Source organism: Roseomonas gilardii subsp. gilardii, from assembly GCF_023078375.1.
Taxonomy (GTDB): Bacteria; Pseudomonadota; Alphaproteobacteria; order Acetobacterales; family Acetobacteraceae; genus Roseomonas; species Roseomonas gilardii.
Genome location: NZ_CP095554.1, coordinates 3,581,625 through 3,598,690, shown reverse-complemented (window position 1 = coordinate 3,598,690; position 17,066 = coordinate 3,581,625). Strand labels below are relative to the sequence as shown.

The window sequence follows — 17,066 nt, the reverse complement described above, 5'->3', positions numbered from 1 at the left end:
CAGCGATGCTGACGTGACGCAGTCTCGCCCGCCATGCCCGATTGCGCCACCCAGCCCCTGCCGCGGCCCGACCCGCCGACCATCCGCCCCGCGCCGGCGGAGGAGGCCGGCCTGGCCGGACGCGCGGCCCGCGACGCGGCGGTGGAGGCGCGGGAACGGCGGCTGGGCCTGTTCTGCATGCTGGGCGTGCTGGTCTGCTGGTCGGGCTTCCTGCTGTCCGGGCGGCTCTCGACGAAGCAGGCCTTCACCGCGGGCGACATGGCGGCGCTGCGCTTCACCGGCAGCCTGCTGGCAGGGCTCGCGGTGGTGGCCTGGCTGGGCTGGCCGCGCCTGTCCCTGGCCCGGGGCGCGGCGCTCGCCTTCTGCGCCGGCTTCGGCTACGCGCTGCCCGTCTATGCCGGCTTCGCCTTCGCGCCGACCTCGCATGCCGGGGTGATGCTGATCGGCACGCTGCCCTTCATCACCACCGCCCTGGCCGTGCTTTTCCTGGGCGAGCGCTGGACACGGCAGCGCGTGCTGTCCCTGTTGGTGGTGGCGCTCGGCATCGCGTTCCTGGCCGGGGCGACCCTGGGCGAGCATCCCGGCGCCTGGCGCGGCGACCTGCTGTTTCTCCTCGCGGGGGTGTTCTGGTCCATCTACACGCTGCTGGTGCGGCGCTGGCGCGTGCCGGCGCTGACGGCGGTGCTGTCCGTGGCGCTGCTGCCGGCGCCGGTCTTCCTGCCGCTCTGGTGGCTGTTCCTGCCGAGCAACCTGCCCGCCATCGGCTGGGGGCCGGTGCTTTGGCAGTTCGCCTATCAGGGCATCATCGCGGCGGTGATGGCGAGTTTTCTCTACACGCGGGCGGTGAACGCGTTGGGGGCGGCCACCGCCACGACCATCACCGCCTTCGTGCCGGCCCTGGCCGCCATCGCCGCCTGGCCCCTGCTGGGGGAAGTGCTGGAACCGGGCGGCATGGCCGGGGTGGCGCTGGTCTCGGCCGGGATCATCCTGGGCGTCCTGGGCCCCAGGAAGCGCCGGGTGGCGCGAGGATAGGCGGACGGCCGGGCGCACGCTTTTCCGTGCATCCGAACATCACCAATTAATACTTTGTTTTGCAGGGATTTTCCGCCTTCCGTGAATTCCCCCGCGCGCGACCCTGCTTTAGCCTTCCGGCCATGCCGGAATCCGCCTCCCTGCGCATCGCCATGGCCCAGACCGATCCCTGGATGGGGGATATCGGGCGCAACGCCGCCCGCATCCTGGCGCTTCGCGCCGAGGCCGCCGCGCAGGAGGCCGATCTGCTGGTGGTGCCGCGCCTGGCCCTGCTGGGGGCACCGCCCGAGGATCTGGCGCGCGATCCGGCCGCGCTGGCGGCCTGCGAGGCGGGGGTCCGGCATCTGGCCGAGGCCACGGGCGATGGCGGGCCCGGCCTGCTGCTCGGCGCGCCCTGGCAGGAGGGTGGGCGCTGCCACGACGCCGCCCTTCTCCTCGATGGCGGGCAGGTCCGCGCGCGGCGGGCGCGGCATGAGCCCGGCCAGCCCGGGCTGGCGGAGGACGTCACTCTCTTCGCGACCGGCCCGGCCCCTGGGCCGATGGTGTTCCGCGGCCTGCGCCTCGGCGTGATGGTGGGGGCGGATTCCGCCGGGCCTGCCGTGGCGGAGACCCTGTCGGAAAGCGGCGCCGAGCTCCTGCTGGCCCTGGAGGCCGAGCCCTTCCGGCCGGGCGAGGCGGAGCGGCGCATCGACCGGGGCGTGGCCCGGGTGGTGGAAACGGGCCTGCCGCTGCTCTCGGTCAATCTCGCCGGGGCGCAGGACGGCATCGCCTTCGATGGCGCCTCCTTCGTCCTGAACGCCGATCATCGGCTGGCCCTGCGCCTGCCGGCCCTGGCCGAGACCCTGCGCGTTTCGGAATGGCGGCGCGGCGATGCGGGCTGGGAGGCGGTGCCGCAGCCCCTGCCTGAACGGCCCGGGGAGCCGGAACTGCTCTGGGAGGCGCTGCTGACCGGGCTGCGCGCCCATGTGCAGAAGAACGGCCATGGCGAGATCCTGTTGGAGCTGGATGGCACGCCGGCGGCGGCGCTGACGGCCCTGCTGGGGGTGGAGGCTGTCGGGGCCGCTCATGTTCGGGCGGTGCTGCTGCCGGGGCTCGGCATCCGCTCCGGCCGGCGGGCGGCGGAATGCGCGCTGCGCCTGGGCATCGGCACCGACACGCTGCCGACCGGCTCCGCCACCGGCGCGATCCATGCCGTTCTGGGGGCGGAGGTCCGGAATCTCGACATCTCGCCCCGGCTGCGCCACCTGCTGCTGGAGACCCTGGCGGAGGCGCGCGGGGCGCTGCTGCTCTCCTCCGCCACCCGCTCCCGCACCCTGCTGGGCTGCGCCGGGCCGGGGGCCTATGCGCCGCTTTCGGGCCTCTATGACAGCGAGGCCGCCGTGCTGAGCCGCCTGAGCGTGGAGCGCGGCTGGCTGACCGAGGCGTTGCAGCGCCCGACCGAGACGCCGCGCCCCGGCCTGCCGCCCGACCTGCCACCGGCCGACCAGCTCGATCCGATCCTGCGCACCCTGTCGGGCGAGGGCCCGGAGGGAGGCAGCCTGGAGACACTGTTGCGCGACGGGCATGACCGGGCCACGGTGCTGCGGGTCTGGCGTCTCATGGCGCAGGCCGGGTACAAGCGCCGGACCTCGCCGCCGGGCTGGGGGATCGGCCCTGCCGCTCCGGCACGGCGCCTCCCGATCACCAATGGATTCACTGCCCCCTACCCATGATGCTTCCGGCATGAGCGACCTGTTTTCCCCCGAGGGCGGCTATGCCGTCCGCATCCGCGACCTGTCCGGCGGCAATGGCGCCGAGCCGGTGGAGACGATCCGCGGCTTCGAGAGCCTGGCCCATGCCAATGCCTTCGCCCGCCGCTATGTACGGGATTCCATCGAGCGGTGCCGTGCCCCGGGCATGAGCGGGGAGGAGGTCCTGGCCGCCTGGTTCGCCTTCGGCGAGGATGCCGATGTGCTGGGTGCCGGGGGCGAGGGCTGGAGCAGCGGCGCCGAGGTGAAGGGCTTCGCCGCGACGCGCGCCGCCGATGCCGAGGAGCGCAACTGGCGCGTGCTCGACCCGCGCCGGCTGGGTGAGGAAGATGAGGGGGAGGACGAGGCATGAAGGTCCGCTTCGCCCCCAGCCCGACGGGCTACATCCATGTCGGCAATGCCCGGGCCGCGCTGGCCAACTGGCTTTTCGCGCGCCGCCAGGGCGGGCAGTTCCTCTTGCGCCTCGACGACACCGACACGGAACGCTCCAAGCCCGAATACGCCCGGGCGATCGAGGAGGACCTGCGCTGGCTCGGCCTCGACTGGGACGAGTTCCTGCGCCAGTCCGACCGCACCGCCCGCTACGAGGCAGCGGCTGAGAAGCTGAAGGCGCAGGGCCGGCTCTATCCCTGCCTGGAGAGCGAGGAGGAGCTGGAGTTCAAGCGCGAGCAGCGCCGCCGCCAGGGCAAGGCGCCGGTCTATGACCGCGCCGCGCTGCGGATGACGCCGGAGCAGCTCGCCAAGGCCGAGGCCAATGGCAAGCGGCCCTACTGGCGCTTCAAGCTCTCGGGTGGGGAGGTGAACTGGCGCGACATGGTACTGGGCGACCGGCGGGTGAAGTTGCCGGCGCTCTCCGACCCGGTTCTGGTGCGGGCGGACGGTACCTTCCTCTACACCTTCACCTCGGTGGTGGACGACCTGGAGACGGGGATCACCCATGTCATCCGGGGCGAGGACCATGTCACCAACACCGGCATCCAGATCGACATCATGGGCGCGCTGGGCATGGGGCGGGAGATCCGCTTCGCCCATCTGCCGCTGCTGGTGGATGCCGAGGGCGCGCCGCTGTCGAAGCGGCTGAACAGCGTCTCGCTGCGCCAGTTCCGCCGCGATGGGATCGAGCCGGCGGCGCTGGCCGGCTACCTCGCCGCGCTGGGCGCGCCGCGCGACCCGGTGCCCGCCATGCCGGCCGATCTGGTGGCGGGCTGGTCGCTGGAGGGGCTGTCCCGCTCCGCCGCGCGCTTCGACCCCCGGCAGATGCTGGCGCTGAACCGGAAATACCTGCACGGGCTGGATTTCGCCACGGTACGCGACCGACTGCCGCCGGAGGCCACGGAGGAATTCTGGCTGGCCGTCCGGGGCAATCTCGACACGCTGGGGGAAGCAAAGGACTGGCTCGACGTGGTGGAGGGGGATATCCTTCCCTCCGAGCAGCCCGAGGAGGCGGATTTTCTCCGTGCCGCCCTGGCCTGCCTGCCCGAGGAGCCCTGGAACGGTGACACCTGGTCGCGATGGACGGCGGAACTGGCGGGACGCACGGGGCGCAAGGGCCGCCTGTTGTTCTGGCCGCTGCGCCGGGCGCTGACCGGCGAGGAACACGGGCCCGACCTCAAGGCCCTTCTGCCGCTGATCGGGCGCGACCGCGCCGTGCAGCGGCTCACCGCCTCGGCGGGATGAGTACCGATTGATGCAGATCCAGCTCCATGACAGTGCCCGGCGGCGCAAGCGCGACTTCACGCCGATCGACCCGAAGAACGTCCGCCTCTATGTCTGCGGCCCGACGGTCTATGACCTCGCGCATCTCGGCAATGCGCGGCCGGTCGTCGTCTTCGACGTGCTGACGCGCTTCCTGCGCCGCGAGTTCCCGCGCGTCACCTATGTCCGCAACATCACGGACGTGGACGACAAGATCAACGCGCGCTCCCGCGAGACGGGCGAGCCGATCGCCGCGATCACCGCGCGCACGGCGGCGGATTTCCACGCCGACATGGCGGCGCTGAACTGCGCACCGCCGGACCACGAGCCGCGCGCGACCGAGACGATCCCCGAGATGATCGCGATCATCGAACGGCTGATCGCCAATGGCTATGCCTATGCGGCGGAGGGGCATGTGCTCTTCTCCGTCGCGGCCTATGCCGAATACGGCCGGCTTTCGGGCCGCGATCCGGAGGAGATGCTGGCCGGCGCCCGGGTCGAGGTCGCGCCCTACAAGCGCGATCCGGGCGACTTCGTGCTGTGGAAGCCCTCGGACGACGAGACGCCGGGCTGGGACAGCCCCTGGGGCCGCGGCCGCCCGGGCTGGCATATCGAATGCTCCGCCATGTCGTGGAAGTATCTCGGCGAGGAGTTCGACATCCATGGCGGTGGGCAGGACCTGCTCTTCCCGCACCATGAGAACGAGGTGGCGCAGAGCTGCTGCGCCTTCCCCGGCAGCCATTTCGCGCATTACTGGATGCACAACGGCATGCTCCGGGTGAATGGCGAGAAGATGTCGAAGTCGCTCGGCAACTTCCTCACCGTGCGCGACATCCTGGCCAACGGGCCCTGGGCGGGGGAGGCCTTCCGGCTGCTGCTGCTGCGCACCCATTACCGCTCCGAGATCGACTACACGCAGGAGCGGCTGGAGGAGGCGAAGCGGGAGCTGGACGATTTCTACGCCCTGCTGGCCCGTATTCCTCCGGATGCCGAGGTGGATGAGGACCAGGCCGCGCGCCTCGCCGCCTGGGCCGTGGAACCGCTCGCGGACGACCTGAACACGCCGCTGGCGCTCGCCCGGCTGCGTGACCTGCGGACGCTGGCCAACACCGGCGCCGTGGGCGGTTCCGCGACCGTGGTGCTGGGCCGTGTCGGCCTGTCCGAGGCGCCGGCGCCCGGCACGGCGGCGGCGGCGCTGCGCGAGGCCGCCGGGGTGCTGGGGCTGCTGGCCAGCGACCCGCAGGGCTGGCGCCAGGGGGGGCGGATGGCGAGGCGGCGGAGATCGAGGCCGCCATCGCGGCGCGCCTCGCCGCCCGCAAGGCGCGCGACTGGGCCGAGGCCGACCGCATCCGCGACGCCCTCGCGGCGAAGGGCATCGTGCTGGAGGACGGGCCGAAGGGCACGACCTGGCGCCGGGCCTGACCCGTGGCGGGCCTTCCCCTGGAGCGGGAGGGCCCCACCGGCGCGGGTTCAGTCCTTCCGCACCCGTACATGCAGGAACAGCGGCACCACGCGCTTATCCGCGACGGCCGGGACCTGCCGTGCCAGCTCCTCGCTGGCCGAAGGCTCGGCCATCGCCTCGATGCGCAGCCCCGCGCCGCCGAACGTGTCCGGAAAAGGCGCGGGGTGCCCTTGCCTTCCCGCAAGGGGAAGGCCGCAGCCCTGCTTCTCCGCAATCCGGGAAGGAGAAACCAGATGTTCCGTGCGCTGCTGCTGTTGGGAAGCCTGACCCTCGCCGTGCCGGCCATGGCGCAGATGTCCGGCCATACGGGCCATGGCGCCTCGCCGGCCGCCCCTGCGGCACCGGCCACGCCCAGCCCCAGCACGGCGGAATACCGCGCCGCCATGGAGCGGATGCACAAGGCCATGGACGTCCCCTATACGGGCGATGCCGACAAGGATTTCATCGCCGGGATGATCCCGCATCACCAGGGCGCCATCGACATGGCCCGGACCGTGCTGACATACGGCAAGGACCCGGAGATCAGGAAGATCGCCCAGGACGTGATCGCGGCGCAGGAGCGGGAGATCCGGGAGCTGGAGGCGATCCGCAAGCGGCTGAACTGAGCCCCGCGTCCCGGCCCCTTGCTCTCGCTTGCTGTCCGACGCAAGGACGCGCCTTTCGCGGCGGCATGGGATGGAGACGGGGATGACGGGACGGGATGGCGGCGCGGACCTGCATCCGGCACCGGGCGAGAGCCCGGTCGTGGTGCTGGTGCGGCCGCAACTGGCGGACAATATCGGCGCCGTGGCGCGGGCCATGGCCAATGGCGGGCTGTTCCACCTGCGCCTCGTCGCGCCGCGCGACGGCTGGCCGCAGGAGCGCGCCTGGGCCACGGCGAGCGGCGCCGGGCGCATCCTGGACGCGGCCACCCTGCATGCGACGGTGGCGGAGGCGGTGGCGGACTGCCAGCGCGTCTTCGCCACCTGTCCCCGGCCGCGCCACGTGGTCATCCCCGTGCGCACGGCGCGCGCGGCGGCCGAGGACCTGCGCGAGATCAACGGGCGCGGGCTGCGGGCGGCTGTGCTGTTCGGGCCGGAGCGTGCCGGGCTGGACAACGAGGACATGGCGCAGGCGGACACGCTGGTCCGCTATCCGTTGAACCCGGCACATATGTCGCTGAACCTCGCCCAGGCGGTGATGGTGCTGGCCTATGAGTGGTGGACCGCGGCCGAGGCCACGCCGCCGCGCCAGTTGATGACCAACGAGACACGCATCGCCACCAAGGAGGAGCTGGAAGGCTTCCTCGGGCGCCTGACCTCGGAGCTGGACGCCTGCGGCTTTCTCAGCAATGTGCAGAAGCGCCCCGGGATGATCCGCAACCTGCGCCACCTGTTCCAGCGTGGCGAGGTGACGGAGCAGGAGTTGCGGACCCTGCATGGCGTGGTGAGCGAGCTGTCGCGGGGCCGGATGCGGCGCGGGCGGCCGGAGGAGGATGAGGGGCCGGCCTGACCCTCATTCCGCCGGCTGCCGCCCCGGTGCCACCCGGCCTTCCTGGCGCAGCAGGGAGTGGTGGCGCCCGTAGAGGGCATAGATCAACAGTCCTGCCGCCATCCACACCACCAGCCGCAGCCAGGTGTCGAGCGGCAGGCCGGCCATCAGCAGCAGGCTGAAGCCGATGCCCAGCACCGGCACGATGGGCACGCCCGGCGCGCGGAAGGGCCGGTCCATGCGCGGCGCGTGGCGGCGGAGGTAGAGCACGGCACCGCAGACCATCACGAAGGCGAAGAGCGTGCCGATGCTCACCATCTCCCCCAGGATACCGATCGGCAGCACCGCCGCGATCAGCGCGACGGCGGAACCGATCACGATCTGGCTGATCCAGGGCGTGTGCCGCCGCCGGTGGATGCGCGAGAAGACCGGCGGCAGCAGTCCGTCGCGGGAGATGGTGAGGAAGATCCGGCTCTGCCCATAGAGCAGGACCAGGATCACCGTGGTCAGCCCGGCGATGGCGCCGATCTTGATCAGGCCGGACAGCCAGGCCAGGCCCATGGCATCGACGCCCTTGGCGATGGGATCGGCGACGTTGAGCTGGGAATAGGGGACGAGGCCGGTGAGCACCGCCGCCACCAGCACGTAAAGCAATGTGCAGATGGCCAGCGAGGCGAGGATGCCGATGGGCATGTCGCGCTGGGGCGACTTCGCCTCCTGCGCCGCGGTGGAGATGGCGTCGAAGCCGATGAAGGCGAAGAACACCACGCCCGCGCCGCGCAGCACGCCGCTCCAGCCGAAATGGCCGAACTCCCCGGTGTTCGCGGGCAGGAAGGGGTGCCAGTGGGCCGGCGAGACATAAGCCGCGCCGACCAGGATGAAGGTCAGCACGATGGCCAGCTTCACCGCGACCATGATGTTGTTCAGCCGCGAGGATTCCCGTGTGCCCAGCACCAGCATCGCGGTCAGCGCCAGCACGATCAGCGCGGCGGGCAGGTTGAACAGCGCGCGTGCCTCTCCGCCATCGGCGAGATGCACGACGGTGCCGGTTGCCTGCGTCAGCACAGGCGGCAGATGCAGGCCGAAGCCGCCCAGCAGGCTGCCCACATAGCCCGACCAGCCCACCGCCACCGTGGCCGCGCCCATGGCGTATTCGAGGATCAGGTCCCAGCCGATGATCCAGGCCGCCAGCTCCCCCAGCGTCGCATAGGTGTAGGTGTAGGAACTGCCGCTGACGGGGATCAGCGCCGCGAGCTCGGCGTAGCAGAGCCCGACGAAGGCACAGGCGACGCCGCCGAGCACGAAGCTCAGCATCAGCGCCGGCCCGGCATACTGTGCCGCCGCCGTGCCGGTCAGGACGAAGATGCCGGCGCCGATGATGGCACCGATGCCCATGGCGGTGATGCTGACCGGGCCGAGGCTCTTGCGCAGCGGCGCCTCGCCGCCATCGGCGGAGGCGATGATGTCCGGAATGCTCTTGCGGGCGGTATAGGCGGCCCTGTCCATCGGCTTGCCGCTCCCTGCCTTGTGGGACCGGTTCCGTAATGCCGCGTGCAATGGAACGGTTGCGGCGGGCTGACGGGAAAGGCCGCCGCGCCGCGGGGCCGGACCGCCTTCCAGGGGCGATCCGGACGGAGGACTAACGCCGCGCCTGTTCCAGCACGAAGCGCACGCCGGGCTTCGCGAGCCCACCCGCCACACCGATGGGCGTGCCGTCGGCACGCCAGCAGGCGGCGCCGGTCATCATGCCACCCTCCCCAGGGAGCTCTCCGAAGGCGATCAGGTTCATGCCGCCGCCCACGGTCGGCACCGCCGCGACCTTGTGGCCCATGGCGGCGAGTTCCTCCCGCACCGCGGGGGTGATGCCGCCCTCGGCCTCCAGCGCCAGGCCCTGGGTCCAGATGCGCGGCGCCTCCACGGCCTCCTGCGGGCTCATGCCGTGGTCGATCATGTTCAGCACCGCCTGCATGGCCGAGCCGAAGATCTTGAGGCCCCCGGGCAGGCCCAGCGCGAAGACCGGCCTTCCGTCGCGCAGTACGATGGTCGGCGCCATGGAGGTGGTGATGCGCTTGCCCGGCGCCACGGACTGGGCGAGGCCCGGGCGCGGATCGAAGTTGCACATGTAGTTGTTGGGGATCAGCCCCAGCCCGGGGATGCGGACCCGCGCGCCGAAGAGGCCGTTGATGGTCTGCGTCATGGCCACGACATTGCCGGTGGCATCGGCGGTGGTGACATGGGTGGTGTCGGCGCTCTCGGCCAGCGGCGCGAGGCCGGGCGCCCAGTCGCGGGCGCGGCCCGGGTCGAATTCCGCGCGGCGCTCCTCGGCATAGGCCCTGGAGACCAGCCGCTCCACCGGGATGCGCACGAAGGCCGGGTCGGCGGTGACCATGGCGCGGTCGGCGAAGGCCAGCTTCAGCGCCTCGGCGATGCGGTGCAGGGTCGGCGCCGTGCCGAAGCCCAGGGCGCGGAGATCGAAGCCCTCCAGGAAGTTCAGCATCTGTACCATGTGCATGCCGCCGGCGGAGGGGGCGGGGGGGCCGACCACCTCATGCCCGCGATAGGTGCCGCGCACCGGCTCGCGCTCGATCGGGGCGGTGCTGGCGAGGTCATCCCGCGTCAGGATGCCGCCGTTGCGGGCGAACCAGTCGCAGGCGACCTGCCCCAGCGCCCCCCGGTAGAAGGCGTCCGGCCCCTCCTGTGCGATGGTGCGCAGCGTCTCCGCCGTGTCGCCCTGGACCAGCCGCGCCCCGGCCTGCAGCGGCGTGCCGCCGGGCAGGAAGACCCGCGCCATCTCCGGGTCCAGCGCCAGGTCGGCGGCGGCATCGGCGATGCAGTCGGCGAGATAGGTGGTGACGGCGAAGCCCCGGCTCGCATGGCGGATCGCCGGCTCCATCACATCCGCGAGGGACAGCGTGCCGTAGCGGGCCAGGATGTCGCACCAGGCCCGCAGCGCGCCCGGGGAGGCGGCGGCCAGGGTGCCGACCGTGTTGGCCCGGCCCACCGTCTCCATGCGCCGCGCCGGGTCATCGGAGGCCGGGGTGTACATCGTCCCCGACCCCGCCAGCGGCGCGGCGGAAAGCCCGTCCACGATGATGTGACGCCCGTCGGCGAGGCGCAGATGGGTGAGGCCGCCGCCCAGCGGCCCGGTCATCATCGGCTCCACCACCGAAAGGGCGAAGAAGGCGGCGATGGCCGCATCCACCGCGTTCCCGCCGGCGGCCAGCATCTCGGCCGCGGCGGCGGAGCCCAGCGGGTGGTTGGTCACCACCATGCCGCGGCTGCCGGTGGCCGGGGCCTTCTGCGTGGTGAAGAGCGATCCCGCCCGAGCGCGCCAGCCGCCGTCCATGACTTCCCCTCGCGATGAAACGGGCGCACCATCCTCCCGGCCGTCCGCCAAGCCAAGACCGGAATCCCCGTTCCGGCCTGGTTTTTGCCTCTCAACCCTGGTGGCCCCCGCCTGTTGAGTGGACCGACGGCCCGCCTCATCTGCCTTGCCCCAATTTGGGCCGCATACCGATCCGCCCGCTTCCGGAGGCCACGCCATGCCCGATACGACCATGCCCGATCCCACCCGCATGCGCTTCGCCGTGGGCCAGCCGGTCACGCGGCGGGAGGACCCGATGCTGCTGCGGGGGGAGGGACGCTATACGGACGACCTGCGGGCCGAGGGGCAGGTCCATGCCTGGATGGTGCGCAGCCCCTATGCCCATGGCGTGATCAACGGCATCGACACGGCCGAGGCGAAGTCCATGCCCGGCGTGCTGGCGATCTACACGGGCGCCGACCTCGCGGAATACGGCCCGATCAAATGCGCCATGCCGCTGAAGAACCGCGACGGCAGCCCGCTCTCCTCGCCGGTCCGCCCGGCCCTGGCGATGGACCGCGTGCGCTATGTCGGCGATCCGGTGGCCATCGTGATCGCCGAGACCGCGCTGCAGGCGCGCGACGCGGCGGAGGCGGTGATGCTGGACATCGACCCGCTCGACGCCGTGACGGAAGCCTCCGCCGCCGCCGCCGCGCCGGGCGCGCCGCAGCTCTATGACGGCGTGCCCAACAATATCGTGCTGGACTGGCATTCCGGCGATGCGGAGAAGGTTGCCGCCGCCTTCGCCGGGGCGGCACACCGGGTGAGGCTGTCGCTGCGCAACAACCGCATCGTCGTGGCGGCGATGGAGCCCCGCTCCGCCATCGCGGAATACGACCCGGCGACCGGCCGCTACACGCTGCGTGCCTGCTCCCAGGGTGTCTTCGGCCTGCGCCGCCAGATCGCCGAGGACATCCTGAAGGTGCCAGTGGAGAAGGTGCATGTGCTGACCACGCAGGTCGGCGGCTCCTTCGGCATGAAGGGCACGGTCTATCCGGAATATCCCGGCATGCTCCACGGCGCGAAGCTGCTGGGCCGGCCGGTGAAATGGACGGATGAGCGTTCCGGCTCCTTCGTCTCCGACCAGCACGGGCGCGACCACGAGACGGTGGCGGAGCTGGCGCTGGACGCGGAAGGGCATTTCCTGGCGGTGCGGCTGACCTCCTTCGCCAATATGGGCGCCTATCTCACCACCGTCGGGCCGCTGATGGGCACGATGGGCTTCGTGAAGAACGTCCAGTCCAACTACGCCACGCCGCTGATCGAGGTGGACACCAAGTCGGTCTTCACCAACACCAGCCCGGTCGGCGCCTATCGCGGTGCCGGGCGGCCCGAGGGCAACTACTACATGGAGCGGCTGGTCGAGGCCGCCGCGGCGCAGATCGGCATCGACCCGCTGGAACTGCGCCGCCGCAACCATATCCAGCCCGGGCAGATGCCCTACAGCACCGCCGCCGGCACGCAGTATGACGGCGGCGAGTTCACCGCGCTGATGGAGGAGGCGCTGCGCAAGGCCGACTGGGACGGCTTCGCCGCGCGCCGCGAGGACAGCGCCGCGCGCGGAATGCTGCGCGGGCGCGGCCTCGGCAACTACCTCGAATGCACCGCCCCCGCCGGCAAGGAGCATGGCGGCGTGCGCTTCGAGGAGGATGGCGGTGTCACCATCATCACTGGCACGCTCGACTATGGCCAGGGGCACTGGACGCCCTTCGCGCAGCTCCTCGGCAGCCGCCTCGGCATTCCCTTCGACCGCATCCGGCTGATCCAGGGCGATTCCGACCTGCTGAAGCATGGCGGCGGCACCGGCGGCTCGCGCTCCATGATGTCCTCCGGCACCGCGATCATCGAGGCATCGGAGAAGGTGATCGAGAAGGGCCGCGAGGCTGCCTCGCATCTCCTCGAAGCCGCCGTCGCGGATATCGAGTTCGATCCGGAGAATGGCCGCTTCGCCATCGCCGGCACGGATCGCGGCATCGGCATCCTGGAACTGGCCGCCCGCATGCGCAGCGCGCCGGAACTGCCGGAGGATCTGCGCTCTCTCGACGTGACACATGTCACCGAGGACAAGCCCATGGCCTATCCCAATGGCTGCCACGTCGCCGAGGTCGAGGTCGATCCGGAAACGGGCCATGTGCGTCTCGTGCGCTACCTCGCCGTCAGCGATTTCGGTGTCGAGGTGAACCCGATGATGGTGCAGGGGCAGGTGCATGGCGGCGTCGCCCAGGGCATCGGCCAGGCACTGATGGAGCGCGTTTCCTATGACGAGGGCGGGCAGATCCTGTCCGCCTCCTTCATGGACTATGCCCTGCCGCGCGCCGAGGACCTGCCGCCGATCCTCACCGCCTCCCGCCCCGTCCCGGCCAGGACCAACCCGGTCGGCGCCAAGGGCTGTGGCGAGGCTGGCTGCGCCGGGTCGCTGCCGGCGGTGATGAACGCCCTCGCCGATGCGCTGCGCAGCGCCGGGGCCGGGCCGGTGGACATGCCCGCCACGCCGGAGAAGGTCTGGATGGCGCTGCAGCGGGCCTCGCGGGGCTGAGACGGGGCGTTTTCGCCCATCCGCCGGGGGAGAGGGGTTGCCTCTCCTCCGGACCGATAGCGTAATGCCGGTCAGAGCGTCTCGATCAGCCCCGCCAGCACCTGCCCCCGCGCGGCGAGGTCGCGCCACAGGATATGCTCGTGCGGCGCATGGGCGCCCGCGCCGGTGCAGCCCAGCCCGTCCAGGGTCGGGATGCCGAGCGCGGCGGTGAAGTTGCCGTCCGACCCGCCGCCGCGGTGCTGCTTCGGCAGGTCGTAGCCCGCCTGCCGCGCCAGGTCGCGCGCGACCTCGTAGAGGCGCAGGGTTTCCGCCGTCTCCTCCATCGGCGGGCGGTTCATGCCGCCGCTGATCTCGATGCGGATTCCGTCCCTCTCCCCGGCGAGAGCCAGGATGGCCTGCTCCATCGCCACGCCATCCGCCTCGTTGGCGACGCGCAGGTCGATCTCGCAGCCGGCCTCGGGCGGGACGACATTCGGGCGGGTGCCGCCCCAGATGGGGGCGACATTGGTGGTCACGCCGCGCTCCAGGTCCACCAGCCCATGCACCTTCAGCACCAGCTCGGACAGCGCCACCACGGCGCTGCGCCCCTCGCTCCAGTTGCCGCCGGCATGGGCGGAGACGCCGTGGATCTTGACCTCGAAGCGGCCCACGCCCTTGCGCGCGGTGACGCAGGCGCCCTGCGGCCCGCCCGCCGGCTCGGCGATCAGCACCGCGCTGGCGTCGCGCGCCTCGCGCTCGATGATGGCGCGGGAGGTGGGGGAGCCGACCTCCTCGTCCGGCGTCATGATCAGGGTGACCGGGCTCCGCGTCGCCACCTTCTGGCGCAGGATCTCCCGCACCGCGTGGAAGGCGAGGAAGGAGCCGGCCTTCATGTCGTAGATGCCGGGGCCATAGGCTTTGCCGCCCTCGACACGGAAGGGCATGGAGGAGGCGAGGGTGCCGTTGTCCCAGACCGTGTCGAGATGGACGCAGACCACCACGGGCTTGCGGTTGCTGCCGGCCGGGCCGGGGAGGCGGGCGATCAGGTTGTCGCCATAGCCGTCGCGGCCAGGGATGCGCTCCAGCGCGGCGCCGGCCTCGCGCAGCCCGGCCTCGGCACGGTCCACCAGGCGGTTCACCGCGGCGGGATCGGTGGTCGGGGTCTCCGTTTCGACCCAGAGGCGCAGTTCCTCCAGCAGTCTCTCGCTGGTTCCGAGCTCGGTGGCGGGCATGCAGGCTCCTCGCGGCAAGGCGGCCTGTCCCGGGGGGCGTGGCGCCCGCCCGGAGGCAGGTCCCCGGTTGGAAAGCAGGCTGTGTCGCGCCGCCCGCCCGGCTTGTCCACCAGGGCGGGCCGGGATTCGCGGGGCCGTATCTGAGCGGATCGTCATCCCGGCGCGCTTTCCCCCGCGCCGCCGATGCCCTTAGATCAGGGCCATGGAAGAGACGAAGACGTTGAAGCGTATCTGTGTGTTCTGCGGGGCCAGCAGCGGTGCCCGCCCGGTCTATGCCGAGACCGCCCGCGCCCTGGGCGAGGCGATCGCGAGGCGGGGGCTGGATCTGGTCTATGGCGGCGGCAAGGTCGGGCTGATGGGCGTGGTGGCCGATGCCGCCCTGGCGAACGGCTCCGAGGTGGACGGGGTGATCCCCGAGGCGCTGATACAGCGCGAGGTCGGGCACGGTTCCGTGACGCGGCTGCATGTCGTGCACTCGATGCATGAGCGCAAGGCGATGATGGCGGAGCTGTCGGACGGCTTCGTGATCCTGCCCGGCGGCTTCGGCACGATGGAGGAGGTCTTCGAGGTCCTGACCTGGTCGCAGCTCGGCCTGCATACCAAGGGCGCGGTCTTCCTCGATGTCGATGGCTACTGGATGCATCTCATGAAGGCGCTGGACGGGATGCAGGCGGAGGGCTTCCTGAGGCCCGAGCACCGCCTCCTCGCCATGCGGGCGGAAACGCCGGACCAGGCGCTGGACATGCTGGCTGCCTTCCGTCCGCCGGAGGTGACGCGCTGGATCGTCAGCCCGGCCCAGGCCTGAGCGGGCGCGGATACCGGTCATGACCCAGCCTGTCCCCGAGGTGGATTGCCTGTTGCTCACGGACTGGCGCGACGTGCCGGCGGCGGCGCGCGGCGCGGCCGTGGCGCTGGGCAATTTCGACGGCGTGCATCTCGGCCACCGGGCGGTGCTGGGCGCGGCCCATGCCGCACGGCCCGACCTGCCCTTGGCGGCCCTGACGTTCGAGCCGCATCCGCGCGAGTATTTCCGCCCGGACGACCCGCCCTTCCGGCTGACACCTTTGCCGGCGAAGCGGCGGGCGCTGGCGGCGGCGGGTTGCCGCATCGTCTACGCGCTGCCCTTCGGGCCGGAACTGGCGGCGATGAGCGCCGAGGATTTCGTGGAGCAGGTGCTGCATCGCGGGATCGGGGCTCGGCACCTGGCCTGCGGCGCCGACTTCGCCTTCGGGCACCGGCGGGGCGGCAACATTGCCTTCCTGGCTCAGGCGGCGGAGGCGCGTGGCATCGGCCTGTCTGTGGCGCCGCCGGTGGCGGATGCGGAGGGGACCATTTCCTCCACCCGCATCCGCCGCGCCCTGCAGGACGGCTATCCCGAGCGCGCGACGCGCGACCTGGGCCGGGTCTGGGAGATCGCGGGCGAGGTCGTGCATGGCGACAAGCTGGGCCGCGTCCTGGGCTGGCCCACGGCCAATCTCTGGCTCGGGCGGCATCTGGAGCCGGCGCGCGGCGTCTACGCCGTGACGGTGGCACTGCCGGACGGGAGCGAGGCGAAGGGTGTCGCCAATATCGGGCGCCGCCCCACCCTGGGCGGGGACCCGCAGACCCGGCTGGAGGTGCATCTCTTCGACTTCTCCGGCGACCTTTACGGCCAGGAGATCCGGGTGAAGCTGGTCAGCTTCCTGCGCGCGGATGCGACCTTCTCCGGACTGGAGGAACTGAAGGCCGCCATCGCCCAGGATGCCGAGGATGCCCGGCATGTGCTGGGCCAGGAGAAACCTGCCCCATAGGCTCCCATCCCGGGAGCCTGGGCGCCGCTCCCGCCACGGGACGGCCGGCAACGGCGCCCCATGGGCGGCAATTTCTTGTCGTGGCCGGGCTTCCGGCCTTGGCCGCCCCCCTGGCCAAGGCCGGATTGGCGGATCTGTGTTCTATATAACCAATGATATAGATAGGAAAGTCATTCATAAGACAAACGCCTCGGAACTTACATAAGACACGGCGGATTTTGACTTGGGGCCATTTCAGGTATTCAAGAAGGGCGGGGCGTATAGCGCCGTTTATGCTTGAATGACGCGATGCAGCGAAGCATCTTGATGACCAGATCGAGGGCCGGACCAGACCGGCCCAGCCAAGAGGTCATCCTAATGCTTGAAGTCGTGTTCGTTGCTGTTCTCGCGGCTCTCGCCGGCGGCAATGTCGCCGCTCAGGTCGTGATGAGCACGCTTTACCCGAATGGCCTGCCGTCGCGCCTGCGGATGGCCGACTGACCGAAACGGGCTCCGGCCTTTTCGCCGGCGCCCCCATGGTGTCTTGCCGGATGGACGATGGCGCAGCGCCTTCTCCGCCGGCCTGGACCGAAGGAGCTACCTGCCATGTTCGCTCTCGTGCTTAGCATCGCCGCCCTGGGCGTTTCCCTTGTCGGCAACATCGTGGCCCGCCAGCGCATGGACCGCCTGCCTGCCAGCCTGCTGGACAGCGCGGCCCGCACGGCCCAGTAAAAAGCCCGGTAGGACCGGTCCTCAAGGGGCCGGTCCCATACCGTGCC

Annotated in this window: 14 protein-coding genes and 1 pseudogene; 12 read left to right on the top strand and 3 right to left on the bottom strand. The window is 71.3% G+C overall.

Annotated features, from left to right (window positions below; all coding sequences use genetic code 11):
* Nucleotides 1–33 precede the first annotated feature (33 nt).
* From MVG78_RS16575 to MVG78_RS16545, 7 genes and pseudogenes are all read left to right on the top strand, one after another.
* Nucleotides 34–1,032 (top strand): DMT family transporter, encoded by a 999-nt coding sequence (locus MVG78_RS16575; RefSeq protein ID WP_247553458.1) that lies wholly within the window; start codon nt 34–36, stop codon nt 1,030–1,032.
* Between the two features lie 122 nt (nt 1,033–1,154).
* Nucleotides 1,155–2,744 (top strand): nitrilase-related carbon-nitrogen hydrolase, encoded by a 1,590-nt coding sequence (locus MVG78_RS16570; protein ID WP_247553457.1) that lies wholly within the window; start codon nt 1,155–1,157, stop codon nt 2,742–2,744.
* 10 nt (nt 2,745–2,754) lie between these two features.
* The gene (locus MVG78_RS16565; RefSeq protein WP_247553447.1) at nt 2,755–3,132 is read left to right on the top strand and encodes a hypothetical protein; all 378 of its coding nucleotides are present in this window, start codon (nt 2,755–2,757) and stop codon (nt 3,130–3,132) included.
* On the top strand, nt 3,129–4,457 hold the full coding sequence (gltX, locus tag MVG78_RS16560; protein WP_247553445.1) for a glutamate--tRNA ligase: 1,329 nt from the start codon (nt 3,129–3,131) through the stop codon (nt 4,455–4,457). Before MVG78_RS16565 ends, gltX begins: the two co-directional genes overlap by 4 nt.
* Nucleotides 4,458–4,467: 10 nt before the next feature.
* Nucleotides 4,468–5,897: pseudogene (gene cysS, locus MVG78_RS16555) on the top strand (cysteine--tRNA ligase).
* A gap of 273 nt (nt 5,898–6,170) precedes the next feature.
* Nucleotides 6,171–6,542: a CopM family metallochaperone gene (gene copM / locus MVG78_RS16550; protein ID WP_247553443.1), complete on the top strand. Its 372-nt coding sequence runs from the start codon at nt 6,171–6,173 to the stop codon at nt 6,540–6,542.
* A gap of 82 nt (nt 6,543–6,624) precedes the next feature.
* Nucleotides 6,625–7,428 (top strand): RNA methyltransferase, encoded by an 804-nt coding sequence (locus MVG78_RS16545; protein WP_247553442.1) that lies wholly within the window; start codon nt 6,625–6,627, stop codon nt 7,426–7,428.
* Between the two features lie 3 nt (nt 7,429–7,431).
* On the opposite strand, the gene MVG78_RS16540 is transcribed toward MVG78_RS16545, so the two are convergent.
* Nucleotides 7,432–8,913 (bottom strand): amino acid permease, encoded by a 1,482-nt coding sequence (locus MVG78_RS16540; RefSeq protein ID WP_247553440.1) that lies wholly within the window; start codon nt 8,911–8,913, stop codon nt 7,432–7,434.
* Between the two features lie 133 nt (nt 8,914–9,046).
* The gene (ggt, locus tag MVG78_RS16535) at nt 9,047–10,753 is read right to left on the bottom strand and encodes a gamma-glutamyltransferase (RefSeq protein WP_247553438.1); all 1,707 of its coding nucleotides are present in this window, start codon (nt 10,751–10,753) and stop codon (nt 9,047–9,049) included.
* Nucleotides 10,754–10,949: 196 nt separating this feature from the next.
* Here ggt and MVG78_RS16530 point away from each other — a divergent pair, with 196 nt between their 5' ends.
* Nucleotides 10,950–13,307, top strand: a complete 2,358-nt coding sequence (locus tag MVG78_RS16530; RefSeq protein ID WP_247553436.1) for a xanthine dehydrogenase family protein molybdopterin-binding subunit — start codon at nt 10,950–10,952, stop codon at nt 13,305–13,307.
* A 71-nt stretch (nt 13,308–13,378) separates the two neighbouring features.
* On the opposite strand, the gene MVG78_RS16525 is transcribed toward MVG78_RS16530, so the two are convergent.
* Nucleotides 13,379–14,518, bottom strand: coding sequence for a M20 family metallopeptidase (locus tag MVG78_RS16525; protein WP_247553434.1), 1,140 nt, complete (start codon nt 14,516–14,518; stop codon nt 13,379–13,381).
* A gap of 220 nt (nt 14,519–14,738) precedes the next feature.
* Between MVG78_RS16525 and MVG78_RS16520 the strand changes: the two genes are divergently transcribed.
* The 4 genes from MVG78_RS16520 to MVG78_RS21590 all read left to right on the top strand — a co-directional run bounded on the left by MVG78_RS16520 (nt 14,739) and on the right by MVG78_RS21590 (nt 17,019).
* On the top strand, nt 14,739–15,323 hold the full coding sequence (locus MVG78_RS16520; RefSeq protein ID WP_247553432.1) for an LOG family protein: 585 nt from the start codon (nt 14,739–14,741) through the stop codon (nt 15,321–15,323).
* 19 nt (nt 15,324–15,342) lie between these two features.
* Nucleotides 15,343–16,308: a bifunctional riboflavin kinase/FAD synthetase gene (locus tag MVG78_RS16515; RefSeq protein ID WP_247553430.1), complete on the top strand. Its 966-nt coding sequence runs from the start codon at nt 15,343–15,345 to the stop codon at nt 16,306–16,308.
* Nucleotides 16,309–16,665: 357 nt separating this feature from the next.
* The gene (locus MVG78_RS21595; RefSeq protein ID WP_282615017.1) at nt 16,666–16,788 is read left to right on the top strand and encodes a hypothetical protein; all 123 of its coding nucleotides are present in this window, start codon (nt 16,666–16,668) and stop codon (nt 16,786–16,788) included.
* A gap of 105 nt (nt 16,789–16,893) precedes the next feature.
* Entirely contained in the window at nt 16,894–17,019 is a 126-nt protein-coding gene (locus MVG78_RS21590) for a hypothetical protein (protein WP_282615016.1), read from the top strand.
* Nucleotides 17,020–17,066 lie beyond the last annotated feature (47 nt).

What these genes read in the sequence shown, in the direction of transcription:
- MVG78_RS16575 (WP_247553458.1), top strand. Translation starts at nt 34, where the DNA reads ATGCCCGATTGCGCCACCCAGCCCCTGCCGCGGCCCGACCCGCCGACC.
- MVG78_RS16570 (WP_247553457.1), top strand. Translation starts at nt 1,155, where the DNA reads ATGCCGGAATCCGCCTCCCTGCGCATCGCCATGGCCCAGACCGATCCC.
- MVG78_RS16565 (WP_247553447.1), top strand. Translation starts at nt 2,755, where the DNA reads ATGAGCGACCTGTTTTCCCCCGAGGGCGGCTATGCCGTCCGCATCCGC.
- gltX (WP_247553445.1), top strand. Translation starts at nt 3,129, where the DNA reads ATGAAGGTCCGCTTCGCCCCCAGCCCGACGGGCTACATCCATGTCGGC.
- copM (WP_247553443.1), top strand. Translation starts at nt 6,171, where the DNA reads ATGTTCCGTGCGCTGCTGCTGTTGGGAAGCCTGACCCTCGCCGTGCCG.
- MVG78_RS16545 (WP_247553442.1), top strand. Translation starts at nt 6,625, where the DNA reads ATGACGGGACGGGATGGCGGCGCGGACCTGCATCCGGCACCGGGCGAG.
- MVG78_RS16540 (WP_247553440.1), bottom strand. Translation starts at nt 8,913, where the DNA reads ATGGACAGGGCCGCCTATACCGCCCGCAAGAGCATTCCGGACATCATC.
- ggt (WP_247553438.1), bottom strand. Translation starts at nt 10,753, where the DNA reads ATGGACGGCGGCTGGCGCGCTCGGGCGGGATCGCTCTTCACCACGCAG.
- MVG78_RS16530 (WP_247553436.1), top strand. Translation starts at nt 10,950, where the DNA reads ATGCCCGATACGACCATGCCCGATCCCACCCGCATGCGCTTCGCCGTG.
- MVG78_RS16525 (WP_247553434.1), bottom strand. Translation starts at nt 14,518, where the DNA reads ATGCCCGCCACCGAGCTCGGAACCAGCGAGAGACTGCTGGAGGAACTG.
- MVG78_RS16515 (WP_247553430.1), top strand. Translation starts at nt 15,343, where the DNA reads ATGACCCAGCCTGTCCCCGAGGTGGATTGCCTGTTGCTCACGGACTGG.
- MVG78_RS21595 (WP_282615017.1), top strand. Translation starts at nt 16,666, where the DNA reads ATGCTTGAAGTCGTGTTCGTTGCTGTTCTCGCGGCTCTCGCCGGCGGC.
- MVG78_RS21590 (WP_282615016.1), top strand. Translation starts at nt 16,894, where the DNA reads ATGTTCGCTCTCGTGCTTAGCATCGCCGCCCTGGGCGTTTCCCTTGTC.